The organism is Paenibacillus sp. BIC5C1 (assembly GCF_032399705.1).
Classification (GTDB): Bacteria; Bacillota; Bacilli; order Paenibacillales; family Paenibacillaceae; genus Paenibacillus; species Paenibacillus taichungensis_A.
On sequence record NZ_CP135922.1, the window covers coordinates 2,842,720 to 2,866,934 of the forward strand.

At 44.8% G+C, this 24,215-nt stretch carries 23 protein-coding genes; 19 read left to right on the plus strand and 4 right to left on the minus strand.

Annotated features, from left to right (window positions below):
• The first annotated feature begins 200 nt into the window (after positions 1 to 200).
• Entirely contained in the window at positions 201 to 536 is a 336-nt protein-coding gene (locus RS891_RS13075; protein WP_315795504.1) for a PadR family transcriptional regulator, read from the plus strand.
• Positions 533 to 1,882, plus strand: a complete 1,350-nt coding sequence (locus RS891_RS13080) for an FtsW/RodA/SpoVE family cell cycle protein (RefSeq protein ID WP_315795505.1) — start codon at positions 533 to 535, stop codon at positions 1,880 to 1,882. The genes RS891_RS13075 and RS891_RS13080 overlap by 4 nt, the downstream gene beginning before the upstream one ends.
• A gap of 61 nt (positions 1,883 to 1,943) precedes the next feature.
• Here RS891_RS13080 and RS891_RS13085 read toward each other — a convergent pair whose 3' ends face one another.
• The gene (locus RS891_RS13085) at positions 1,944 to 3,722 is read right to left on the minus strand and encodes an ABC transporter substrate-binding protein (protein ID WP_315795506.1); all 1,779 of its coding nucleotides are present in this window, start codon (positions 3,720 to 3,722) and stop codon (positions 1,944 to 1,946) included.
• 135 nt (positions 3,723 to 3,857) lie between these two features.
• On the opposite strand from RS891_RS13085, the gene RS891_RS13090 reads away from it, so the two are divergent.
• The 3 genes from RS891_RS13090 (at position 3,858) to yidC (ending at position 6,750) form a co-directional block, all read left to right on the plus strand.
• The gene (locus tag RS891_RS13090; RefSeq protein ID WP_315795507.1) at positions 3,858 to 5,504 is read left to right on the plus strand and encodes a DUF4153 domain-containing protein; all 1,647 of its coding nucleotides are present in this window, start codon (positions 3,858 to 3,860) and stop codon (positions 5,502 to 5,504) included.
• Positions 5,505 to 5,596: 92 nt separating this feature from the next.
• Complete coding sequence (locus RS891_RS13095; RefSeq protein WP_315795508.1) at positions 5,597 to 5,947, plus strand: hypothetical protein; 351 nt, start codon at positions 5,597 to 5,599, stop codon at positions 5,945 to 5,947.
• A complete protein-coding gene (gene yidC, locus RS891_RS13100; RefSeq protein WP_315795509.1) occupies positions 5,884 to 6,750 on the plus strand; it encodes a membrane protein insertase YidC in 867 nt (288 codons plus the stop codon). Before RS891_RS13095 ends, yidC begins: the two co-directional genes overlap by 64 nt.
• Before the next feature lie 145 nt (positions 6,751 to 6,895).
• On the opposite strand, the gene RS891_RS13105 is transcribed toward yidC, so the two are convergent.
• A complete protein-coding gene (locus tag RS891_RS13105; RefSeq protein WP_315795510.1) occupies positions 6,896 to 8,011 on the minus strand; it encodes a helix-turn-helix transcriptional regulator in 1,116 nt (371 codons plus the stop codon).
• Positions 8,012 to 8,140: 129 nt separating this feature from the next.
• Between RS891_RS13105 and RS891_RS13110 the strand changes: the two genes are divergently transcribed.
• From RS891_RS13110 to RS891_RS13150, 9 genes are all read left to right on the plus strand, one after another.
• On the plus strand, positions 8,141 to 8,848 hold the full coding sequence (locus RS891_RS13110; RefSeq protein ID WP_315795511.1) for a class I SAM-dependent methyltransferase: 708 nt from the start codon (positions 8,141 to 8,143) through the stop codon (positions 8,846 to 8,848).
• Positions 8,832 to 9,929: a saccharopine dehydrogenase family protein gene (locus RS891_RS13115; RefSeq protein ID WP_315795512.1), complete on the plus strand. Its 1,098-nt coding sequence runs from the start codon at positions 8,832 to 8,834 to the stop codon at positions 9,927 to 9,929. The genes RS891_RS13110 and RS891_RS13115 overlap by 17 nt, the downstream gene beginning before the upstream one ends.
• Before the next feature lie 88 nt (positions 9,930 to 10,017).
• Entirely contained in the window at positions 10,018 to 10,311 is a 294-nt protein-coding gene (locus RS891_RS13120; RefSeq protein ID WP_315795513.1) for a hypothetical protein, read from the plus strand.
• A 79-nt stretch (positions 10,312 to 10,390) separates the two neighbouring features.
• The gene (locus RS891_RS13125) at positions 10,391 to 11,683 is read left to right on the plus strand and encodes an amidohydrolase (protein ID WP_315795514.1); all 1,293 of its coding nucleotides are present in this window, start codon (positions 10,391 to 10,393) and stop codon (positions 11,681 to 11,683) included.
• Positions 11,684 to 11,861: 178 nt separating this feature from the next.
• Positions 11,862 to 13,826: an ABC transporter ATP-binding protein/permease gene (locus RS891_RS13130; RefSeq protein ID WP_315795515.1), complete on the plus strand. Its 1,965-nt coding sequence runs from the start codon at positions 11,862 to 11,864 to the stop codon at positions 13,824 to 13,826.
• Between the two features lie 44 nt (positions 13,827 to 13,870).
• Positions 13,871 to 14,539, plus strand: coding sequence for a response regulator transcription factor (locus RS891_RS13135; RefSeq protein WP_113052363.1), 669 nt, complete (start codon positions 13,871 to 13,873; stop codon positions 14,537 to 14,539).
• Positions 14,536 to 15,873 (plus strand): sensor histidine kinase, encoded by a 1,338-nt coding sequence (locus tag RS891_RS13140; RefSeq protein WP_315795516.1) that lies wholly within the window; start codon positions 14,536 to 14,538, stop codon positions 15,871 to 15,873. The genes RS891_RS13135 and RS891_RS13140 overlap by 4 nt, the downstream gene beginning before the upstream one ends.
• Positions 15,874 to 16,150: 277 nt before the next feature.
• A complete protein-coding gene (locus RS891_RS13145) occupies positions 16,151 to 17,986 on the plus strand; it encodes a UbiD family decarboxylase (RefSeq protein WP_113052361.1) in 1,836 nt (611 codons plus the stop codon).
• A gap of 278 nt (positions 17,987 to 18,264) precedes the next feature.
• Positions 18,265 to 19,356 (plus strand): HD-GYP domain-containing protein, encoded by a 1,092-nt coding sequence (locus tag RS891_RS13150; protein ID WP_315795517.1) that lies wholly within the window; start codon positions 18,265 to 18,267, stop codon positions 19,354 to 19,356.
• Between the two features lie 129 nt (positions 19,357 to 19,485).
• Here the strand turns inward: RS891_RS13150 and RS891_RS13155 are convergent, their stop codons facing one another.
• Entirely contained in the window at positions 19,486 to 19,878 is a 393-nt protein-coding gene (locus RS891_RS13155; protein WP_315795518.1) for a VOC family protein, read from the minus strand.
• 107 nt (positions 19,879 to 19,985) lie between these two features.
• On the opposite strand from RS891_RS13155, the gene RS891_RS13160 reads away from it, so the two are divergent.
• The gene (locus RS891_RS13160; protein WP_397386948.1) at positions 19,986 to 20,435 is read left to right on the plus strand and encodes an SRPBCC family protein; all 450 of its coding nucleotides are present in this window, start codon (positions 19,986 to 19,988) and stop codon (positions 20,433 to 20,435) included.
• A 27-nt stretch (positions 20,436 to 20,462) separates the two neighbouring features.
• Positions 20,463 to 20,624 (plus strand): hypothetical protein, encoded by a 162-nt coding sequence (locus RS891_RS13165; RefSeq protein ID WP_157258459.1) that lies wholly within the window; start codon positions 20,463 to 20,465, stop codon positions 20,622 to 20,624.
• 13 nt (positions 20,625 to 20,637) lie between these two features.
• Here the strand turns inward: RS891_RS13165 and RS891_RS13170 are convergent, their stop codons facing one another.
• Entirely contained in the window at positions 20,638 to 21,852 is a 1,215-nt protein-coding gene (locus RS891_RS13170; RefSeq protein ID WP_315795520.1) for an MFS transporter, read from the minus strand.
• A gap of 243 nt (positions 21,853 to 22,095) precedes the next feature.
• Between RS891_RS13170 and RS891_RS13175 the strand changes: the two genes are divergently transcribed.
• The 3 genes from RS891_RS13175 (at position 22,096) to RS891_RS13185 (ending at position 24,131) form a co-directional block, all read left to right on the plus strand.
• Positions 22,096 to 22,680, plus strand: a complete 585-nt coding sequence (locus RS891_RS13175; RefSeq protein WP_315795521.1) for a TetR/AcrR family transcriptional regulator — start codon at positions 22,096 to 22,098, stop codon at positions 22,678 to 22,680.
• Positions 22,681 to 22,713: 33 nt separating this feature from the next.
• Complete coding sequence (locus tag RS891_RS13180) at positions 22,714 to 22,965, plus strand: hypothetical protein (protein ID WP_315795522.1); 252 nt, start codon at positions 22,714 to 22,716, stop codon at positions 22,963 to 22,965.
• A gap of 191 nt (positions 22,966 to 23,156) precedes the next feature.
• Positions 23,157 to 24,131, plus strand: a complete 975-nt coding sequence (locus tag RS891_RS13185) for a D-2-hydroxyacid dehydrogenase family protein (protein ID WP_315795523.1) — start codon at positions 23,157 to 23,159, stop codon at positions 24,129 to 24,131.
• The last annotated feature ends 84 nt before the right edge of the window (positions 24,132 to 24,215 follow it).

The window sequence follows — 24,215 nt, forward strand, 5'->3', positions numbered from 1 at the left end:
TTATTTTATCATAAACGTCTTCAATAGATAGCTAGACAGAAAAGGAAGGATCAGGTAATATTATACCTAGTTTTACTATGCATAGATTTCCGATGTATATAACCGAGTGGTTTTTTAGGTTCATTAGAAGTTTTAAAAAGTGTGGTAAAAGTGGTTGTTGTTTTTGGACGTTGAAGCATGAACAAAAGGGAGTGACAGCTGTGCAGGTAAACAAACAAATGATTAAAGGCAGCACGGAGACATTGATTCTTACGTTATTGAAGGAACAGCCGCTTTACGGTTATGAATTGATCAAGGAACTCCATCGTCAATCCGAAGGTGTATTTAATTTAAAGGAAGGTACGTTATATCCCATTCTGCACGCGATGGAGCTTGAGGGATGGGTGGAGTCTTACTGGATGGAGGTTGAAAGTAGAAAACGTAAATATTATTCCATTTGTGACAAGGGTGTGGAGGCGTTACAGCATAAAAAAGCCGAGTGGCTTTTATTCCGCGGTGCAGTGGATCGGGTGCTTGGGGAGGGGGGCTTAACATGACGGAGCGACATGAGAAGATTAAACATTATCTTGATCAACTGTGTAGTCAGGTTAAGGCACGTGAAGTACATACTGATCTGCGTGATGAGCTTGGCAACCACATGGAAGAAATGATGTTGGACATGGAACAGGAGGGACTGAGCCAGGAAGAGGCAGCTGCATACGCCATTGAGCAGATGGGTGATCCCGCAGTGGTGGGCAAAAGTATGCACAGATTGCATCGTCATCGCATGCATTGGGGGCTGTTAGTTGGACTAATTGGTTTGTCTATAACTAGCCTGTTACTGATATGGATTTTTACGACGAATGTCGCAGATGAAAAGTATCAGTCCTTATATCGGGGGCATGTGGTGTACATTGTTATAGGTGTAATGTTGATGTTGTTCTTTATCTACTTTGATTATCGTAAGTTGAAAAGAGCGGCCTGGTGGAACTATATTCTGCTTAATGTCATGTTGTGGATCAGTCCAATGATAACTACAGATTTTTATGGTAATAGCAGGTATTGGAGCTTATTTGGCTTAACAATAGACCTAACCACAGCTTCAGTGTGGATTTTGCCAATTGCTATAGGTGCCATTATGCTGGACAAGCTTCGTTCCAAATGTAATATGCAATCCATATTGACCTACATTGCAATGGTAGCGTTACCGTTAGTGCTACTGTTTCAAATGTCGGACTGGGTTCGCATGGTTCTGTTTGGCACAATGTGCATTATTTTATTTGGCTGGCTCACGAAAAAATGGCTTTATACAGTCATGGGTGCTGTTATAACAGGAATTATTTTTGTATTGTTATTGTTTTTTGCAGATCAATATGGACGCCTGAAGAGGCTCTCTGTCGTTTTGAATCTTCAGGATGATCCTTACGGGGACGGGTATAACAATAATTCCATTATTGAAGTTATTCAATCATCCGGCTGGTGGGGCAATGGGATTGATACAACGTTCGACAAGTTTAAAACGAGTTATTATAATTACCCAGGTGTGCTGCTCATTGATGTGTTTGGCTGGTCAGCCGGGATACTGTTATTGGTGGGTGTCATCTGGTATGTTGCCAGTATGATGAAGATACTTCCTCGCATCCGGGATGATTTTGGTCGTATGATTATTGTCAGTATCACCGCTGTGTTTGCATTGCAAATCATCTATTCGTTAGCGATGACCACTGGGAAGGTTCCAATCCTAAGTATTTCTTTTCCTTTTATTGGATATGGGAATCACCTGATTTATGATTATGCCATGCTCGGTTTACTCCTCGGTGTGTACCGTCGGAAGGATACCATTTCGAAGAGAAATGAAATAATACGGCAGAAGGTGGATGCGGACCCAATGACCAGTTTATAGGCATCCAAAATCATTACCGCATCTTGAAACGAATGGATTGTTATGCTCGTTTAACGAGCATTCACGGAAACCAGATGTGCCGGAGGTTTACCCATCCCTGGCTGTTGAAGGAGAGGCCGCGAACGGAAGGCAGGTAGGCCGTCTCCACAGGTTTTTCAGTTAAATGGAACAATAAACTCTGCTGCACCAAATATTGTTCAATCCGGTCCAGTTCGGCAGTTCGGTCTGCAGATAGTTGCAAAGCAACAACGGCTTGCAGCATCTCTTGTACACTCTTCTTGGAAGAGTCCTCCAGATGTTCGGATAAAGTGAGATAGAGATCGTATCTGCGTAATTCTTCGTCCCGGTCCCGAATCAGGGAGAAGAGAATCAGATCGGATTCCAGTCTCAGGTTGCCTTTGAATTGCTCCAGCGTGCCTATGCGGACAGTACATGTGAAGCCGTACATTTCTAATGACGCTGCCAAACGTTTAGCATCCATCCGATACTGAGGAATGGTTGTGATGTGCAAGGGAATAGGTAGATCAAAAGTGGGGTGCTGAGACAAATGAGTCAATTCTTCTGCATTCATCAACATTTTATCAGCATCTCCTAAACCACCTTCATTACTTTCATTCATGCCATTCCCATACAATTTAGTAATACACGCCTGAACATGTGCTCTTACATCCGGATCGCTTAGCGGTCCGGTTTTTTGTGTATTACAAGTGAGTAATTTGCGTACCATCACGCCTGCACTAATCTGTGTCCAGTCCCTACCCTCAGACGAGGATGGATTATGAACAAGGTGGAAGAAAGGAGATTCGATATCTTGCTTTTCATCCAAATGTGCAGGAGCACTCCACGGAATTTGTAGAATATCTACTCGGTCCAGATGCGCTCTGCCTTGAAAATATACTGGAAAAGCTTCAAGTCTGCACAGGTGATCATCCCAGGTTGTAACCTTGAAAGGCCCGGTTCCTATAGGCTTTTGCATGGTATTCGGTACATCTGGTTCCTTGTCTCCATCTCTATGTTGCCTGTACGTGGCTTGTGAAACAATCGCTGCACGGCTCGTAGAAAGAAAGGGCAAAAACAATTCGTGAGGGGCTTTGAGTTTGAAACAAACGGTCAAGGGATCTGTTGCTTCAAGCGATAGAATTTGTTTGCTCACATCGCGGTATAATGTCCGCCGTTCTGTGGATTGCAGTCGTTCAAATGTATACACCACATCCGCGGCTGTCAGCAGATGTCCATTGTGAAAAGTAATCCCTTTACGCAAATAAAAGAACCATGTTTTCCGGTCTGAACTGACATCCCAGGTATGAGACAGACAAGGAACAATCTCTCCATGTTCATTACGTTGAACCAGCCCGTCGAACACATGACTGGTGACAAAAGATTCTGCCAGCAAATTGATAAAAAGAGGATCAAGCGCATGCAGTTGTTGGCGGATCGGTAACCTGAGCGTATCAATTCGCTCATAATGGCTACCAGCTTCCGTATGGTGTCCAGAATAACCAAGCAGCCACTGGTTTAGGTGATCCTGCATTGTCGTAGAACTAGAATAAGCACCAACCTGTTCGGCGGCTTGCTGCAACTCGCGGCGATTCATGGCCTGCATCATGTATTCTGCAGCAATTTGATCAGCCGGAACAAGCAGGGTCAGCGTAGAACGCCGTCCACGTCCGCGCTGGGACACCCACCGTATCCAGTCTTGGGCAATCATTTTTTTGACGATCGTTAATGTGTTACGGTGTGTACACTCGAGCAGTTCTGCAAGGTCAGAAAGCGTTACTTCATGCTCTGCAAGTTGACCAAACTGGCTATGGAGCAGCAAATATTGCTGATGTAATTTCAAGGTTAAGATTCCTCCTGGAGGTTGTAGCTGATGCATCATATTATAAAATAAGAAGTTTTATCGTTTTTAATTTCTATTTATATTCTTATTTTATCATCTAGAATTAAACCTAGAAAGTTAATGGAGGTATTTCCCATGATTGATAAGATAATGGCTTCACCCAATCGCGCTTTAATTACGCTACTATCGGCATTCATGTTAGCTATCATTCATCAGTATTTGTTTTATGGCAAGGAACCTGGTGTTTCTTATCCCATCTTTGTTATCCTCTTTTATGGCTTTATGTTCTTGTTTGCCAGAGACTGTATGCGGCCATTGACCATGATTAATGCTTTTGTGGCTGGGGTGGTGCTGATGCTGGCGCTGACGTTTCTGTTATACGACAATAAACCGCTGCGTATACTTAATTTCCTGGTCGTACCAGGGCTTATTATCTTACATATGACTTATCTAGTCGGCAGAAAACAGAGACAATGGTGGAATATTGAATTGATCGGTACCGCCTTGGACCATTTGCTGCCACAATCCATCCGTCATTGGGGAACTGTTGCAAGTATTGTGGTGAAAACAGGAGGGCGGGGATTGGGCAAAACACAGAAAACGGCTGCTTTTAAAGTATTCATTGGCCTTATCGCATCCGTTCCCATCCTCATCGTGGTAATAGCACTGCTCTCCTCTGCAGATGGAATTTTTAATCAGTATTTATCTGGTTTTCCGGAATGGTTAAATCAACTGACACTGACACCAGGGCTACCGAGAATGATCTGGATTCTCATCGCGGGCGTTTTATTGTTCAGTTACGTATGGGGATTCGTGCAGCCGATGCAATATGAAGTGCAGAAAAGAGAGAATGCACATTGGAAAAATGGAAAAGTAATTACGGTTGCTTCAGAAATCGAAAAGCGAGAAGACGTTTCCGTGAATTTCATACAAGAGAATCCTTCCTCGAACTCAATCATAGGGGATAAGCAAGTAAATAAAATCGCACCTGAGACGATTCATTCTCAAGCTCATCGTGGACCTTTTAGATTGGACCCCGTCATTGTGGGCACGATGCTGCTGGTTATTAACTGTGTGTACGTTCTGTTTGTGCTTGTACAATTTTCTTATCTTTTTGGAGCGGGTGAGGGGCATCTTCCGTCAGACTTGTCTTATGCGGAGTATGCAAGAAGTGGATTTGTGGAGCTGATACTGGTAACAGGCATTAATTTTTTCATCCTGATCATCGCTCTTCAGTTCACCCGTTCAAGCGGCAAAATAGGTTCTGTTGTGCATCAGGTGCTGCTCTTTGTCCTGGTGGCTTGTTCCGCTATCATGCTGTACTCGGCGTTTATACGCCTCAACCTGTATGAACAGGCTTACGGATACACCTACATTCGATTTCTCGTACATGCATTTATGATTTTTCTGGCTTTGCTGCTGCTCATTGCCGCTCTTCGAATCCGTTATACCTCCATACCGTTAATCCGCTGGTATATTATACTGTCCCTTACAGCCTATGTGACAGTCAACTATGTGGGTATGGATAAACGGATTGCGGAGCTCAATATTGCACGATATCATCAGACAGGCGTTATTGATGCATCCTATTTGGCAAGTTTATCAGCTGACGCGGTTCCGCTACTGCGAGAGTTTGCCCAGAGAGAGTACCCGAATTTGAAAGGGGAAATGCTGGAGCGTCAAGCTAACTTCGACCTGGAGGAAACAGAGAGTTCATGGACTTCTTTTAATGCGGCAAGACATAGAGCTAAGCTAGAATTATCCAAATGGAGAACGGAATGAATTCAACTACCTGTTTTCCAGCAATGAATTTATGCAAAATCAATATGTAAGTGTTATACTATAAAAACTAACCTATAAAGGGGGTGAATCCCTTGTTTGAACTTCAGGAATTGATACCCTATATATTTTCACTCGGACTCATTTTCACAGTCAGTTACGCTTATATTGCCCATCTGCATTGCGGCATTACAGAGTACTGGATGGAAGGTGGGGCCGGAGGTGGTCTGGAACCTGGATTGCCAGCCTTGTCCTTGGACGGACAACACAGACCTGAAGCGTTAAGTCGAATTGTCAGACGAAGAGAATCCCCGGATGAAGATGAACCAGATTGCCATTCCTCGTTGTATGTACTTTCTACAAAACAACGAGGAGGATATATATGGAACATAAGACAAGCAAGGGGTTCACTTTTACATCTGGCAAGGGACGGATCTATGGCCTGATTGCAATTCTTTTTGCAGTTATGCTACTGGCTGGATGCAGTAACAACGTCTCCGAGATTAATTCATCAACACCAGGGTTCTTTAACCATTATGTTGTATTTCCACTGTCGTATTTTATTCAGCACATCGCAACGATATTTAATGGAAGTTATGGGGTAGCCATTATTGTGATTACCCTCGTTATCCGTCTTGCGTTGTTGCCATTGATGATGCGACAAGCCAAATCTCAGCAAGGAACCCGAGTGATCATGAATGCTATGAAGCCGGAGATGGATGCGCTCAAGAAAAAGTATGAGGGCAAAAACGACCCAGCCGATAAGCAGAAGCTTTCCCAGGAAACGATGGAGCTCTACAAAAAGCACAAATTCAATCCGCTGAATATTGGATGCTTGCCACTGCTAATTCAGTTGCCCATTTTGTCAGGTATCTACACGGCTATCCGGCTTACGCCGGAGCTATCTTCCCACTCCTTTCTGTGGTTCAAATTAGGAGCGCCTGACTATGTGCTTGCAGTTGTGGTAGCAATAATTTATCTGATCCAAGCCAAGGTTTCGCAAGCCAATATGGCGCCGGAACAGCGAAAACAATTCGCAATCATGGGATATATTTCTCCTTTGATGATGGCCTTTTTCTCGCTTTCGGCACCTGCAGCGATGCCGCTGTATTGGACGATCGGCGGTTCATTCCTGGTCTTGCAGACGTTGTTGTTCCGCAAATTGTATCCGGTTGAACACCCGCAAGAGCCCGTGGCTGTGCAGGTGAAGAACAAAAACATCAAACCTGCGAAGCCCGCTAAGTCCTAAGTTTACACTTATGAGAATGGTGCAGTAGAATCGTATAAATATAACGTATGTGTTGATATAACTGATGTTCTTCACCATAATGTAGCGCAAAGATGCCTTGTCCCATGGGACAAGGCATCTTTTTGTATGTCCAGGGTTATAACATTCAAATAGCTGGTTCATCAGACAACTGGAAACGGGATACAAAATACCAGATTAGCTCACGGCGGGAGGATACGTCTGTTTTGGCGAAAATGGATTTTAAATGATCCTGTACCGTGTAGGCTGATATATGCATCGCTTCCGCAATTTCTTTGGAAGAATAACTGCGCAGCACGTAACCCAATAGTTCCCGTTCCCGAATGGACAACCCATGACTCTCGGCGAGTAAAGGCAGTAAGTCCTGCGGCATCGCCTGTTCAAGCCTGATTGCAATCTGATCCGGACCTGAAAACTGTTGCATGCGGCTGGCATGAAGCAAAAGGTAACGGCCATCCAGGAGTTGAATGCAAACTTTGGAAGGCGAATGAAGGATAGGTTCTTGCGCAACCATCAGATCGGAATCTGTACGAAGCTGACGCTGTAAATGCGAGCTGACTGCACGGACTGGGCGGGGCAATACATCGGGTCCCACATGCTCCAGTAAACGTAATTGCGACAGCCAATACTGAGCGGCAGCATTCACGGATAACAGCTCGAAAGCGTCCGATGTAATCATAATACCTGGGTCCGAGGGACTTCCGCTTTTAATCTCGTCCACAAGAGTCAGACTTGTGGATCGTAACATCAATGCAATTGAAGGTGTCCAGGCCTGAATGCTTAGTCGCTCCTCTTCCGTGAATACGGGTTGTTCCGTTTTGCGATATAGGGTTAAATAGCCCCAACAGGCTCCGCCACTGACCAGTACAGCCCGAAGTTCATCACCGAAACCTGCTGGTTGAAGGATGTTATGATATCGGGCGCTTGGTACAGGGTTTTCGCTTATCGAAGCATGAAGAATCGCTGTATACTCACCGCTGCGAACCAAATCAGCATACTTATGTATATCTTCTTCCATGTATTCATTAACGAAAAGTCGATCATGAATGGCTTCAATGCCGTCTTCCGTCACGGCACCCGTTGAGAGAAGAGTCTGTGGATCAACCGTTGTGAAGCAATACGCGTCATAGGGAACGATATTCTGAATTTGTTTTAGTACAGCTTCCCGGTAGGTGCGCGAGGTCCAGGTTCCTTTTTCGAGAGAAGTAATGAGTCGCTGGTTCCGTTCCATACGTGATGTCATAAAGCTTTCTCCTCTCCTCCTGCAGATATCCCATTGTTCTGGGATTGTACGCTCTGCGTATCCTTTTATAATGAAATTAGACGAACGAAGAGTCAAGTCTAACTTGAATCCACGAGGAGTGTAGTATCAATGGACCACAATCAACCCCCTATGAGCTGGGATACGGCGGATGAAAACCGTTACGAACAATCAATAGCCTTGAAAATTCCGGGTTATTCTCATATGCATGATCTGATGGAGCGACTACTTGCCGCTTCTATCACAGATAACAACCAAGCTGAAATACTAATTGTCGGAGCGGGTGGAGGTAAGGAAATATCTGTGCTTGGTTCTCGCCATGCGGGATGGACATTTACTGGAGTAGATCCTTCCCAGCCGATGCTTCAGTTAGCAGAACGTAGAATCCAGGAAACGGGTATCGACGCCAGAGTGCAACTTAAATCCATGACGCTTGAAGCGTTACCGGAAGATGAGGTCTACGACGGGGCGACAAGTATGCTAATGCTGCATTTTATTCAGGGGATCGAGTCCAAAAGACGGTTTCTGTCCAATCTAGCGGCCAGACTCAAGCCTGGGGCGCCACTCATTATTGCAGCAGTGAATGCCGATCTTCATTCGCCTGTATATCCAACCATGATGCAAGCCTGGCAGGATCACATGTTAAGTAATGGGATTCAGCCTGAAGAATGGGAGCGGTTTGCAGCTTCACTTGGCCGAGAGTCGGATCCCATCTCATCTAAACAAATGATAGAGCTAATGAAAGAATGCGGGTTCTCGCACATTACACGTTATTTCGGAGCATTCTGGGTGGAGGGATATTATGCAAATCGAATCTAAAATAGAGTCTGTGAAAGATCAGATTTGGGTTGTTGGCGGATATGGTCAGGTGGGGCAAATGATATGTACGCAGCTGGGACGCTCGTTTCCCGGCAAGGTATGGGCGGCAGGTACGCGGATGAATCGGGCTGAGGAATTCAGTCGATCTACGGGTGGTATAGTCCAGCCGCTTCAATTGGATGTGCGAAAAGCGATTGACCCTGTTGTGCTTCAATCGGTCAAGTTGGTGGTCATGTGTGTGGACCAGACGGATACCCGATTTGTCGAGGCTTGTGCGAAAGCAGGGACAGATTATATCGATATTTCAGCCAATTATGACTTTCTGGGTCAGGTCGAACAGCTGCATTCCAAAATGCAACGTTCCAAAGCAACAGCCATGCTTAGTGTGGGACTGTCGCCTGGTGTGACCAATCTGCTTGTGCGTGAAGCAGGTGCCCATATGGATCAAGTGGACGAAGCGGACATTACCGTCATGCTGGGACTGGGTGAGAAACACGGGAAAGCCGCGGTAGAGTGGACTGTGGATCAGATGAATGCAACCTATCAGGTCATGAAAAAGGGTAAACCAGCTGAAGTGCAAAGCTTTCACGATGGGAAATGGATTGATTTTGGTGCAGACCTGGGCCGCAGGAAAGCGTATCGGTTTAACTTTTCGGATCAACACGTCGTTGCTCGTACACTTCGTATTCCGACGGTGTCCACCCGGTTATGTCTCGATTCCCGTTGGATGACCAGATCCATGGCTATCTCGAAACGTATGGGGCTGTTCACACTACTTCGTATTCCCTCCCTTCGTAATGGTACGGTTAAGGCTTTTGGGGTTATTCCCGGAGGAGAGCCAATGTATGCAGTTAAGGTAGATGCAGTGGGATGGAAAAAGGGCAAACAAGTCCATGTCGAGCAGCTGCTGATTGGCGAACGTGAAGCAGATGCAACAGCAGCAGTTGCGGCGGCAGTAGCGGAGCGAATGTATCGGACGGAACTGCCGCATGGTGTCTATCACATTGAACAATGCCTTTCCTTGCAGCATGTTCAGGAAGCACTTCGTTTTCCATTGAAAGTAACAACGAAGATCACGTAAATCATATATGTGGTTGGATCATTTTTTTGCTCAGGCTCTCCGATCTGCTATGATGGAACAAATAATCATGCTAGAACGGAGGCAGATCATGAACTGCATTGCTGTATTGCCATATTACAAAGTACAGAGAGAAGTGACGGGTCTCGCACAGGAAGTAATGCAGAGCGATCGGTCCATGATCCTGTACTCGGACAAGATTGTAACGAAATACCGCGAGTTTAATATTACAGAAGTGTTCGACATGTCCTTTAGGAAAATGGGGAATGAAGGTGGTTTTTTCTATCTACATACCAGCACCGGGGTCTATCCTTATATGGTCAACACAGATCCCAAGCCTTTTATTCAAAGTTTTAGAACAATGACGACTCAAAAATTAACTTAATCTTGACCTTGCCGTTACGTGAAGGCTTATCCTCGGATTTGGAAGTAAGGCAATCCAAATCTAGAGGAGTTGTGAAACAATGAGTGTTTTAATCCAGCAAGCCACAATCTTAACGATGAAAGACACCGATTCCCCCTTCAAGGGGGATATTCGCATTGTAGGCGACCGTATCGCAGAGATTGCTCCCCACATTATGGCCCAACCGGGTGATGACATTATGGATGGTCAACATAAACTGGCCATGCCGGGACTGATCAATGCTCACCAGCATACACCGATGAGTCTGTTACGAGCATTCTCGGATGATCTGAAGCTCATGGACTGGCTTGACCGTAAGATGCTGCCTGCAGAAGCCCGAATGACACCCGAAGATATATACTGGGGAGCACAACTATCCATTGCCGAGATGATCCGTTCAGGAACAACAGCTTACGCGGATATGTACATTCACATGAATGAAATCGCAGAAGCGGTAACGGAAACCGGGATTCGGGCATCGCTCACACGCGGCATGGTATTTGTGGAGGATGACGGTGGGCGCAGATTACAGGAAGCGGTCGATTTGATACAACGTTGGTCGGGTAAGGCCGAGGGTCGAATTACGACGATGTATGGCCCGCATTCTCCCTATACTTGTCCAGTAGAACCTTTGCGGGAAGTAATCGCGATGGCGGAACAGGAGAGCGTGCCTATCCACATTCATCTGGCTGAGACGAAAGAGGAAGTTGTGAAGATTCGTGAACGCTATGGCATGACGCCAACGGAGTATTTGGAAGAGGCAGGTATGTTCGAAAAGGCACACGTACTGCTTGCCCATGGCGTACACCTAAATCGAAGAGATATTGGCAGATTGAAAGGCATGCGTGGTGGAGTAGCGCACAATCCGGTCAGCAATCTGAAGCTTGGCTGCGGAATTGCCCCAATCACCGAGATGATTGTACAGGGAATTAACGTGGGTCTTGGAACCGATGGGGCAGGAAGTGCGACAACCATCGATATGTTTGAAGAGATCAAGGCTGCAACCTGGCTGCAGAAGCTGGATTATGGTGACCCTACCCGCTTGTCGGCAAGAGATGTACTACACATGTCTACACGGGGAAGTGCAGGTCTGTTGAACCTTCAGGATGAAGTGGGTGTGCTGGAAGTTGGGCGCAAAGCTGACCTGATTCTGATTGATCTGAAGAAACCGCACTTGCAGCCGGTTCACGAGCTGGAATCATTGCTTGCATACAGCGTGAACGGCGCCGATGTAGATACCACCATTGTAAATGGGCGTGTGCTGATGAGAGGCAGGCAGCTGCTGACGATTGATGAGGAAGAACTATTCCGTCAGGTAGAGGTTCGGGCGAAGCGTATTGTTGAAGGAATTTAATTTTGACACTCGTAGTGACTTGATATGGTTCACCTCAAGTCACTACGAGTGTCTTTCTTTTACCAGGCTGAAGCAGATTGTCCAGTTCATTATCAGTTCACACAAATTTGTTAGAATGTGAAAAGTAAATCAAACAAATAGATAGATACGGTGTACGACTTGGAGAGGAAGAGATCAGATGACCATATTAGAAGTTAAACATGTGAAGAAATCATACACGTTGTACGGTAAAGAAAAGGTTCCCGTGCTCCACGATGTGAATTTGAGCTTTGAGACCGGAGAATTCGTTTCCATCCTTGGCGAATCGGGTTGCGGAAAGTCAACCCTTATGAATATTATTGGTGGAATGGACTCCGATTTTGAAGGGGAGATCCTTGTTCGTGGAAAGAATTTAAGTGCCATGACTGAGAAGGAAATGGATGATTATCGAAAAAATAATATCGGATTTGTGTTTCAAAATTTCAACCTGATCCCGCATCTGTCTGTGCTGGAGAATGTTACGATTGCCATGCAAATGACGGACACAAGTGAAAAGGATCGCAATAAGCGCGCTATTGATATTTTGACCGAGGTCGGGCTGAAGAATCATCTGAACAAACGGCCTAACCAGCTGTCAGGTGGACAGAAGCAAAGGGTTTCCATAGCTCGTGCATTATCGAATAATCCGGACATTATTTTGGCGGATGAACCAACGGGTGCATTGGATAAGGAAAACGGAGATCAAATCCTAGCTTTGCTGGACAGCATTGCGCAAAAAGGGATGCTGGTCATTGCGGTAACCCACTCGCAGAAAGTAGCTGATTCCGGTACACGTATTGTGAAGGTAGAGGAGGGACGGATTAAGGATGACATTCATCTAAAAGATCGTTCCTTAACTACCTATGAGGGTAGTAGTGGTGCTTCGAGAAACCTGGGCTTACTTGCTTCTTTCAAGATGGCTCTCAAAAATATGAAACTCAATGGTAAGCGAAATGTACTGGTAGCATTGGGTGGGTCGATAGGGATTTTGAGCGTACTCCTGATGTTATCATTGGGAAATGGCATTACGAGTTATATGAATAACGAAATTAATGCAAGTATGGATCCCCTACTGGTGGATATCACTAAACCCAGTGAAGAAGCAAGTGACAAGCGCGGCCCGGAAGCTCTGATGGCAACAGGACAGGCATTTACAGATGCTGATATCGAAACCATCCGTAATCTTCCGAATGTAGATCATGTGGAGACAATTACCTCTGTGGATGGAAAATCGACTCTGGTGTATGAAGAACAATCGGAGGGACTCACACAATTAACGACCTTTACAGACGCATTTGATAAAGAAATGATTACAGCAGGTACTTTCCCAGAAGGCAATCAAGTTCTGTTACCGTTGAAAACGGCGAATAAATTAAGTGGAAATGATCAACCTGATTCTATGGTAGGAAAATCAATCCATCTATATATCAATGAAATGGATGCTAACCACAAACCAATTATTTTAGAAAAAGAAGTTACGATCTCAGGTATCTATGAAGCGACGGGTCAACAAACTCCGATGCAGCAGACTCCAGGGTATCTCCCTTCACAGACGCTGAAACAGATGTACACTGATAATGGAATGACCATCGGCCCGATTCAAGTTAATGCTTATGCAACCGATATGAAATATGTGAATGAGATTAATGCCGAAGTTGTGGATGCAGGTTTCTCTGGCTCTCAAACAGCAAAAATCATGGAGCGTATCACGACGTACGTAAACATGGCTACAATTGTTCTGGCTGGAATTGCCGGAATTTCATTAATTGTATCAGGGATTATGATATTGGTGGTACTGTACATTAGTGTAGTGGAACGGACGAAGGAAATCGGAATTCTTCGAGCAATTGGTGCAAGAAAAAAGGATATCAAGCGAATATTCTTTTCGGAATCTGCCTTATTGGGTATTTTCAGTGGGGTCATTGCCGTTATCCTTGCAGCGATAATTAGCTATGTACTAAACATCTTCCTGGACAATGCTTTTGGTGCAAAATTGATTAATCTATCTGGATACTATATCGTGTTTGGTATCGCAGTAAGTACGTTAATCAGCATCATCGCTGGTTTGATGCCATCTTCCAAAGCTGCCAAGCTGGACCCAATGGAATCCTTGCGATATGAATAAATACAGTTGTGAGTAATGATAATTGCGGAAAGGATAATGCATAAATGAACACGATTCTTGTGGTTGATGATGATTCCCATATCCGCAAATTGATTCGAATATACCTTGAAACTAATCAGTTTTCCGTCGTGGAAGCGCCGGACGGCCAAGAAGCATTGAATATCTTGTCTCATACCAAAATTGATTTAGCGATTGTAGATGTGATGATGCCACGTGTAGATGGTATTGAACTGACCGAAGATATTCGATCTTATATGGATATTCCGATTCTGATGGTGACTGCCAAAGGCGAATCCAAGGATAAAGTCAGAGGATTCAATGCAGGGTCAGACGATTATTTAGTAAAACCTTTTGATCCAGTAGAGTTAATCCTGCGTGTGAAATCCTTAATGAAGAGATATAACAAGATATCATCGAATGTTATTCATATAGGCGGTGCAACAATTAATCTGAGCAATTTGACAGTGGATGCAGGAACTCAATCGGTTGAATTGAAAAAGAAGGAATGTGAATTGTTGTTTGCTTTGGCGAGTTTGCCAGGGCAAATATTCACACGTACACAGCTAATCGAAGATATATGGGGTATCGATTATGAAGGTGATGAGCGAACCGTAGATGTGCATATTAAAAGGCTAAGAGAACGACTGGAACCCATTCCCGAGCTGATGATTTCCACAATTAGAGGACTGGGATATCGTCTGGAGAGTATATGAAAATCATAAGAAAAAGCCTGCGTCTACGAATAGTAGTAACATTTTTTGGTATTGTCATCATCAGTGTAATTCTTTCCTTTATATTAAATATGCGTTCTCAGGAAAACACACCGAATCATTCCATGATTACGATTGCTGAAGATATCGCTATGATGATAAACCTAATCGATGATCCGGAAAAAGTGAAAACAAGCTTAAATATTTTTGCAAGATACGGCTTGAATATAACTTCCGTGAATGAACAAAGTGGATTGCTTGCCTCATTACCAAAGGATAAAGTTCATGAGTTATTCGACGTAAATTCGACGAAAGCGTTTATAATGTCCAATAAAGATGAAACGACAATCGTCGGTGTTCCCAGGATAAATGAAGAGAAAGATGCGCTTCTGATCAAAATTAATTTTTCATCAATTTTTCATAATGTGAAACGTACATTATTTATATCCCTACTCACTGTTTTAGTCATAGGAAGCTTATTAATCATGTTCATGTCCGGGTACATTGTGAAACCGATCAAAAGACTAACCGCTGCAGCCAAGAAAATGGCGTCAGGCGATCTAACTGTCCGGTTGAAACATAATAATCAGGATGAGTTTGGTGAGCTGATGGAGAGTTTTAATCATATGGCCCGTGAGTTGCAAAAAATAGACTCGGTGCGTGATGATTTTGTCAGTAACGTCTCTCATGAAATGCAGTCCCCATTAACATCGATCAGAGGATTCACAAGAGCGCTGCAAGATGGTGTCATCCCATTGGAAGAGCAGAAAGAGCATTTGGATATCATATATGAGGAAACTTTACGTTTGTCCAGGCTAAGTGATAATTTACTAAGGTTAGCCTCACTGGATTCGGAGCACCATCCGTTTAATCTCACCACCTTCCAATTAGATGAACAGTTAAGAAGAACGATCGTATTGGCAGAACCCCAGTGGGCGCACAAAAATATCAGGATTGAATTGGACTTATTGCCTTGCGAAATTACCGCCGATAAAGATTTGTTTGAGCAGGTCTGGCAGAATCTAATCAACAATGCGATAAAATATACGGGTCTCGATGGGGGCATTTACGTCGCAATCGAGATGTCCACGTCATCTGTGAAGGTATCAATTAGAGATTCAGGACAAGGAATACCGGAGAAAGAGCTTCCGTATATTTTCGATCGATTTTATATGGTGGACAAAGCACGAAGCAGTGCTCTCAGAGGCAATGGATTAGGACTTTCATTCGTGATTAAAATTTTGAAATTACATGATTGTACAATTGATGTGGAGAGCAGGGTTGGAGAAGGAACGCAGTTTACGGTTACGATCCCCAGACCTTCGACTATGTCTTAAAAAGCTTAATTAGCAATATTTAAGCAATCGCGGTCCTTATGAATACAGGACTCCTTTTGCCTGAATATTGCTTTTTGGTAAGTGCTGCGTAAGAGATTTAATATATTGTTTTGTTTAGTGGCAGATGATTTGATAAGATAGAAGAGATGCAAGCATCAATCCATTTGTAGTGTGACGAGAGTGAAGTAGATTCAACGTTTATTCTATCTGCTACCCCCGCACATCTATGTGAATATATGAACATAACAATTTATTATATAAAGAATGGAGCCATCCAATGAAATATCGCAATATGGAAGATTGCATTAATGATCTGGAGCAGCATGGACATTTGATTCGAGTGAAGGAAGAAATTGACCCTCACTTGGAGATGGCAGCGATACATATGAAAGTGCATGAGGCGAAAGGCCCAGCTCTGCTTTTCGAAAATGTGAAAGGCTCGAAGTTCCAGGCTGTTTCGAACCTCTTCGGTACACTGGAACGAAGCAAATTCATGTTCCGTGGAACGCTTGAAGGTGTACAACGTGTCATGGCTGTCCGGGATGATCCCATGAAGGCACTTAAAACGCCATTTCAGCATATCAGCACAGGTCTTGCCGCTTGGCAGGCTCTACCTAAGCAAAAGTCCATCAGTTTGCCTGTAACCGCGCAGGAGATTCAGATCTCGGATCTGCCGTTGATCAAGCATTGGCCTATGGATGGTGGAGCATTCGTTACACTGCCTCAAGTCTATTCGGAGGACCCGGACAAGCCAGGCATCATGAACTCCAATCTGGGCATGTACCGGGTACAGCTAAGTGGTAATGATTATGAACTGAATAAGGAAATTGGACTTCATTATCAGATACATCGCGGAATTGGTATTCATCAGGCCAAAGCAGTCAAAAAGGGAGAACCTCTGAAAGTGAGCATCTTCATTGGGGGGCCGCCGGCACATACACTTTCTGCCGTGATGCCTTTGCCTGAAGGGCTCAGTGAGATGACTTTCGCAGGGCTACTTGCCGGCCGACGTTTCCGTTACAGCTATAAGGATGGATATTGCATCAGCAATGATGCCGATTTTGTCATCACGGGTGAAATTTACCCGGACGAGACGAAACCAGAAGGACCGTTTGGTGATCATCTTGGATATTATAGTCTGACCCATCCGTTCCCGCTAATGAGAGTGCATAAAGTGTACGCCAAGCCGAATGCGATTTGGCCATTTACTGTGGTGGGTCGTCCTCCGCAAGAGGATACCGCATTTGGGGATCTGATTCACGAAATTACGGGTGATGCCATTAAACAGGAGATTCCGGGCGTAAAAGAAGTTCATGCAGTCGATGCAGCAGGAGTACATCCGCTCCTGTTTGCGATTGGAAGTGAGCGTTATACACCCTACCAAGCGGTAAAACAGCCAACAGAGCTGCTGACGATTGCGAGTCGTATTCTGGGTACAGGCCAGCTCAGTCTGGCGAAATATTTGTTTATCACAGCAGAAGATCAGCAACCGCTGGATACGCACCGGGAAGTGGAATTCCTGACGTACATCCTGGAACGAATGGATCTGCAGCGGGACATTCATTTCCATACCAATACAACGATCGATACGCTGGATTACTCGGGAACCGGATTGAACAGTGGCAGTAAAGTTGTATTTGCAGCCTATGGGGACAAGAAACGGGAATTGTGCCGTGAAGTACCGGAGATATTGAAGGATATCCGGGGGTATAGTAATCCGCAGCTCGTAATGCCAGGAGTTGTAGCCGTTCAGGGTGCGTCATTCACCAGTTATGTGGATACAGAACAAGAAATGAAGGCATTTACGGATATGCTGAAGGAAAAGGGAGATCTGTCTTCTTGTCCGATGATTGTTTTATGTGACGATAGTTCTTTCCTTAGTGCGAATCTCAGCAACTTCTTGTGGGCGACATTTACCCGCAGTAATCCTTCCCATGATATGTACGGTGTGAACAGCAGTTACAACTATAAACATTGGGGCTGTGACCAGATCATTATTGATGCCAGAGTGAAGCCGCATCAGGCTCCACCGTTAATTCCTGACCCATCTGTTGAGAAAAGCATTGAACGCTTTTTCGTACAGGGAGCGAGTCTAAGCTCAATCAAAATATAGTTGAATTCAATAAGAGCCCAAAGATTTTTTTTGGGCTTTTTGGTTATATATGTGTAAAACAAGATGCCAGATATCTAAATACAAATTCAAACCGGGACTTTTTTGAAAATAGGACTGAGAATAAAGTCTTATACGTTCGTATTTCCTTTTACGATTAAGGTCGTTTGGACTATGGAGAAAAAGAATGTATTTATCGATATAAAGTAGTATAGGGATTTTTGGGACCCGATCTAACGGGTGCTGTTGACTATAAATGATTGTTCAGGGGGAATACCGATTTGAGAATCCATATTATGAACCTGCAAGATGGAGACCGTCTAACTGCGGATACATTCAGCGAAGCGGGATTACACGTTCTGGGTCAGGGTACTGTGATCAAAAGTGAAGATATCACCTTGCTGATGCAGCACCGCGTAGACTATGTGGATATTGAACCACGCGAGGAAGAGATCACGGAAGCAGAATTTTTTGCTGCTGCAGCAAAATTTGCATCTGGAGCAAGCACAAGCACCAAGGAAGAACCGCCCGAAGAAGAAATGAAATCCCAATTTATACAAACTGTACATAATTATCAGTCTGCGTTTCTTGAAGCACTGACGGTAGGTAAGTTCAACGCTACCATGGTGGACGATGCGCTTCAACCGATGGTGGAAGGACTGGACGAGCAAAAGGATGTCGTACATCTCCTGATGATGCTGGAACGGGATGATGTCAATAACTACACCCATTCCATTCAGGTTGGACTGTTGTCATTTTACCTGGCTAACTGGCTTGGTTATTCCCAAAAAGAGAGTTACCAGATCAGTCGTGGTGGCTACCTTCACGATATCGGCAAATGCAAGGTATCCCATCGGATACGTAACAAGATGGAACCGTTAACCGCAGATGAAGAGCTCGAATTGCAGCGTCACACGATCTATGGACATGATATTATCAAAAGTTCCATGACGGATGAAGCTACGGCGCTGGTAGCTCTTCAGCATCATGAACTGGAGGATGGCACGGGATATCCAATGCAACTGAAAAAAGATGAAATTCATCCATACACACAGATCGTATCTGTTGCTGACATATACATCGGGATGAGATCCGGCAGTCACGGAAGCAGCAATCCGAACCTGATTAACAACTTACGCGATATCTATGCGATGGGATTCGGCAAATTGAATGAAAAGCCGGTTCAAGCCTTGATGCAGCATCTGCTTCCTAATTTTATTGGTAAACAAGTACTGCTGAGCAACGGCGAGCGGGGTGTTATTGTCATGAACAATACATCCGATATTTTCAAACCACTGATCAAGGTGGAATCGGAACAATATCGTGATCTGTCCAAAGAACGCACTCTTGCCATTAATGAATTAATTATCTAAGTTTGAATAACAAATGAATTCATACAGAAAACGGGCCTCCTGTACCATGATAGGGGACCCGTTTTTTTCATTTATATTATGCACTGCGTTGTTCTTCATGGTGACCAGGAGTATACTTTTGCAAAGACCTTAATCTTCCTTTTTAGGAAGATTGAGCTGCCAATTCACGCCATAACGATCCTGGACCCAGGCGAATTGCTGACTGACGGGGGATGCAGCCAGCGGCATCAATACCTCTCCCTCAGTGGATAAGGCTTCGAACAACCTGGCAATCTCGTCGGTCGTTTCGCAGTCGATAAACAGTGAGATAGCTGGAGTAAACGCGTGAAAAGCGCTAGTGTTGTCAATCGCCATAAAGGTTTGCCCGTTCAGAGTAAAAGTGGCATGCAGAACTTTGCCATTATCCTGATAAAACACGTGCTGAATGGTCGAGTCAGCAAATAAAGAAGTGTACCAGTGAATAGCTTCCTCTGCTTGTCCCGAGAACATTAGAAACGTTGTGATTTTGGTTGATGCATTCATGAATCATATACAACTCCTTTCAGTGATCACCAATAGGTTGCAGAGAGGGCCAAGCCCCTATTCATATTGTAACGGAATCGGGAAAGGAGAGATAGCTCTTGATTGAAGTGGTAACTGAGATTGAAATACATGCCCCCATCGACCGATGTTTCGACTATGCGCGGGACATTGATATTCATACCCAGACGGTCTGGAAACATACCCGTGAGCAGGCTGTAGCTGGTGTTACAACGGGCAGAATTGGCGAAGGCGACACGGTAACTTTCGAAGCAAACCATTTCGGGATAAGGCAGCAGCTGACTTCCCGGATCGCCGAGTACAATCGGCCGTATCTCTTTGTGGATCAGATGGAGAAAGGTGCTTTCAAGAGCATGAGACATGAACACAGCTTCAGCAAACTTGGTGAGCAGACCACTTGTATGAGGGACACACTAAGATTTGAAGCTCCTCTTGGTGTTCTGGGTTGGGTCGCAGAGCGGATTGTACTCAAGAGGTATATGCAGGCTTTCCTGGAGAGCCGTAATTTGAAGCTAAAAGAGTTACTAGAAAATAAATAGAGCCGATCTGTCAGGAGGAGATGATGTTTGATGGAAAACGAATATTTTGTGGGCTGGGGCACACTTGCCCTCATTAATGCCGGACTTGCTCAGGGAAAAAACAGAAGTGGTCGTAACTGGTTTCTGATTTCCCTGTTATTTGGTCCGCTAGCCACTCTGTTTATCGTGGTATGGAATAAGCTGGATTAAGTTCATTTATTGATTACGAATTCCGATGGAAATACCGATCGAAGGCCCAGAACAGAAGCGCAGTGGCACTAACGCCTGCGCCCAGCCAGCAAACGCCAGTCCAGCCTGTCCACGCGTAAACTTGAGTAGAAGCAATGGAACCGGTAGCACTTCCTATCGAATAAAAGATCATGTAGGCGCCCGTCAAGCGGCTCTGCGCCTCAGGTCGAACTTCATAGATCAGACTCTGGTTGGTGACATGTACGGCCTGCACAGCAAGGTCCAGCATAATTACCCCAGCTATAAGCAGCCATAATGAGTGGTGAACATAGCCAATGGGCAGCCAGGATAGAAGCAATATGACCAGAGCGACGCCTGTCGTCTTTTGTCCCAATCCCCGATCAGCTAGTCTTCCTGCACGTGCAGCAGCCAGCGCACCAGCAGCTCCCGCGAGACCAAAGGCTCCAATAGCAGTATGTGACAGGGAAAGTGGCGGAGCGCTAAGTGGCAGCACCATGGAAGTCCACAGAATGCTGAAGGCTGTGAAGATCAACATGGCGAGAACGCCACGTGTCCGCAGAATAGGCAGCTCACGGTATAGTTGCAGGACAGAAACGATCAATTGGGTGTAGCTGAGTTTCTCTCGTTTAGGTTCGTGTTTTGGGAGTACAAGAAATAGGGCAATAACGCCTAGTAATGTCAGACTGGCAGAGAAGAGATAGACCGATCTCCAGCCGATCCAATCGTTTAAGGTGCCTGCAATGGTTCGTGCCAGTAATATGCCTATGACGATCCCGCTTGTGACCAGACCGACGATACGCCCTCGTTCTGAAGGTGCAGCCAGGGAGGCGGCAAAGGCAACGAGTGTTTGTGTAATGACGGCAAGCAACCCGATCGCCGCCATTCCAATGAATAGAACCTGGCTGGAGGATGAGGTACCGACAGTGATCAGTGCGATTACGGATAAAAGCATCTGGCTAATGATCAGCTTACGCCGGTTCAATAGATCACCAAGAGGGACCAGTAATAACAATCCGAGGGCGTAACAAATCTGGGTTACGGTAATAACAATGCCAATGGATGAATGCGTGATACTGAATTCGTCAGCAATGGAGTCGAGTAAAGGCTGGGCATAATAAATGTTAGCTACCGCCAGTCCGCTGCACAGGGCAAATAACAGCGCCACAACGCGGGTCATACTCGGACGTCCTTCGCTGAAGGGATGTGCTTGATGAGAAGGATTTTGCATGGATGATTCACCTTTCTGTATTCGAATATGGTAAGTTAGGGAGCAGAAAGTCCACTGATGAATTTAAATATACCGATCAGTACATTATGATTCCGAATAAACATACTTCACACGTTGACACGATGTCAAGAATTAAAATGGAATGATTAAATTTTCTTTTATAAATTGAGATATGTTTGACGTGGGATTTGGATATAGATTAAAATAGATGTATACTGATCGATATATAATGAGGGTGAATACATGGTTAGACAACGGGAATTTGATACGGAGCAGGCACTGGAAGCGGCGATGCAGATTTTTTGGGATAAGGGATTTGAAGCGACGTCCTTAAGTGATTTGACAACAGCCATGGGGATTCAGCGTCCAAGTCTATATGCGGCTTTTGGTGACAAAAAGGAATTGTTTGAAACGGCACTTCGCAGATATACAACTTTGCATGCCGCTCAGGTCAGATCCAGGCTGCAACATACATCCTCTGTGAAAGAAGCCTTCCGTACCTTATTTGAACATATTGGAGCAGAAGGGGATGTGACAGATACTCGTCACGGCTGTTTTTGCATCAATACGATGGTTGAACTGGCTCCGCATGACCCCAAATTCGCTGTTCTGACACGCGAGCACCAGATGTATCTGGCGGCGATTTTCAAGGAGACGATTGAACGGGGGCAGGAAACAGGGGAATTGTCTAATGATCTCGACGCAAGTGCGTTGTCCAGGTCTCTGGTTGTATCGATGATTGGATTGACTGTGATGATGAAATCGGAGCCGGATCGCTCATTTGTGCAGCAGAGTATTAAGATTACGTTATCGTTGCTTGAGGAATGAGGGAAAGATTTCATTTTTAGAAAGGGTGTTCATATGGAGCGTTATTTTCATAGGATCTACCTTGTCGTTTTATACATTATAGGTGTGCTGCTTACGACATACGGCGGGATGGGGATCATCAATTTCAGTTTGATTGTGATTGGCATACTTGCTTTTATTGCTATTGTTGGTTCGCTGACAGAGAATGATCAATCAAAATTGGATACGATTTTTTGGAAAATACGGTCCTTGCTTCAAGTGGCGATGGCCATACTGATCACGGCGCTGCTTTTCAAGCTGTTTTGATGTGACAGGGTGAAATGGGAGCGTGTTCCTGCTCTTTTTTGTGTCTGAGGACAGTGGGCAGATAAGGGTTTGAGTTGATACAATACAGATAGGGTATAGATTAAATTAGGGTGTATACTATGATTTACATATTCGTGTAACATGTTCAAAGATTGTTAGATGATGCACATATATGAGGAGGAGATTCAACCATGCAGACGAAGTTGCGTTGTGCCATATTGGATGATTATCAGAATGTAGCCCTTTCTTCAGCGGATTGGACTCCTATCCTGGATCGGGTTGAGGTTCAGACGTTCAATAACTATTTGGGATCAGAAGAGAAGGTCGTTCAGGAACTGCAGGATTTTGAAATTATAGTCTTGATGCGTGAGCGTACACCTTTTCCTGAATCCGTGATTACACAATTGCCCAAGCTCAAGCTTCTGATTACAAGCGGCATGCGCAATGCCTCCATTGACCTCCAGGCTGCGGAAGAAAGCGGTGTAATCGTGTGCGGCACGGAAGGTAGCTCGAACCCGCCGACTGAACTCACATGGGCGTTGATACTGGGTCTGTCCAGACAGTTGGTAACTGAAAATAACGCACTGCGCTCCAATCGGAATTGGCAGAGTACAGTTGGCATGGATTTGTACGGAAAGACATTGGGATTGCTCGGTTTAGGCAAGATTGGCAGCCGAATGGCAGAGATTGCACAAGCCTTTGGCATGAACGTGATCGCCTGGAGTGAGAATTTGACACAGGCAAGAGCAGAGGAACAGGGAGTCCAATGGGCAGAGACCAAGGAGCAGCTGCTTGAACAAAGTGATATTGTTTCCATTCATCTGGTGCTCAGTGATCGGACACGTAATCTGATCGGACGAGCCGAGTTGCAACGGATGAAAAATACTGCTTTATTGATAAATACGTCCCGTGCAGGCATTGTGGATCAAGAGGCGATGGTCGAAGCTTTACAGAATGAGTGGATTGCCGGGGCAGGTCTGGACGTATATGAACAGGAACCTCTTCCTGTGAATCATATGTTGCGTACACTGCCCAATCTGCTGGCAACGCCGCACCTGGGTTATGTGACTCAAGGCAACTATGCCATTTATTTTAACCATACCGTAGAGGATATTGAGATGTTTATCAAAGGAACACCAATTAGACAATTGCTTTCGAAGAAGTAATGGTTCGGAGGTGGGGTTGAGATAAAAGAGTGTGAATGAAGATAAAAAAAGGTGTTTCTCAGGAACGAAATTCATACCTGGTGA

Bases quoted from the DNA above. Each gene is read 5' to 3' on its own strand.
- RS891_RS13110 (WP_315795511.1), top strand. From the start codon at position 8,141: ATGGACCACAATCAACCCCCTATGAGCTGGGATACGGCGGATGAAAAC.
- RS891_RS13170 (WP_315795520.1), bottom strand. From the start codon at position 21,852: ATGCAAAATCCTTCTCATCAAGCACATCCCTTCAGCGAAGGACGTCCG.
- RS891_RS13185 (WP_315795523.1), top strand. From the start codon at position 23,157: ATGCAGACGAAGTTGCGTTGTGCCATATTGGATGATTATCAGAATGTA.
- RS891_RS13135 (WP_113052363.1), top strand. From the start codon at position 13,871: ATGAACACGATTCTTGTGGTTGATGATGATTCCCATATCCGCAAATTG.
- RS891_RS13120 (WP_315795513.1), top strand. From the start codon at position 10,018: ATGAACTGCATTGCTGTATTGCCATATTACAAAGTACAGAGAGAAGTG.
- RS891_RS13180 (WP_315795522.1), top strand. From the start codon at position 22,714: ATGGAGCGTTATTTTCATAGGATCTACCTTGTCGTTTTATACATTATA.
- RS891_RS13125 (WP_315795514.1), top strand. From the start codon at position 10,391: ATGAGTGTTTTAATCCAGCAAGCCACAATCTTAACGATGAAAGACACC.
- RS891_RS13145 (WP_113052361.1), top strand. From the start codon at position 16,151: ATGAAATATCGCAATATGGAAGATTGCATTAATGATCTGGAGCAGCAT.
- RS891_RS13175 (WP_315795521.1), top strand. From the start codon at position 22,096: ATGGTTAGACAACGGGAATTTGATACGGAGCAGGCACTGGAAGCGGCG.
- yidC (WP_315795509.1), top strand. From the start codon at position 5,884: ATGGAACATAAGACAAGCAAGGGGTTCACTTTTACATCTGGCAAGGGA.
- RS891_RS13080 (WP_315795505.1), top strand. From the start codon at position 533: ATGACGGAGCGACATGAGAAGATTAAACATTATCTTGATCAACTGTGT.
- RS891_RS13155 (WP_315795518.1), bottom strand. From the start codon at position 19,878: ATGAATGCATCAACCAAAATCACAACGTTTCTAATGTTCTCGGGACAA.
- RS891_RS13090 (WP_315795507.1), top strand. From the start codon at position 3,858: ATGATTGATAAGATAATGGCTTCACCCAATCGCGCTTTAATTACGCTA.
- RS891_RS13115 (WP_315795512.1), top strand. From the start codon at position 8,832: ATGCAAATCGAATCTAAAATAGAGTCTGTGAAAGATCAGATTTGGGTT.
- RS891_RS13105 (WP_315795510.1), bottom strand. From the start codon at position 8,011: ATGACATCACGTATGGAACGGAACCAGCGACTCATTACTTCTCTCGAA.
- RS891_RS13140 (WP_315795516.1), top strand. From the start codon at position 14,536: ATGAAAATCATAAGAAAAAGCCTGCGTCTACGAATAGTAGTAACATTT.
- RS891_RS13130 (WP_315795515.1), top strand. From the start codon at position 11,862: ATGACCATATTAGAAGTTAAACATGTGAAGAAATCATACACGTTGTAC.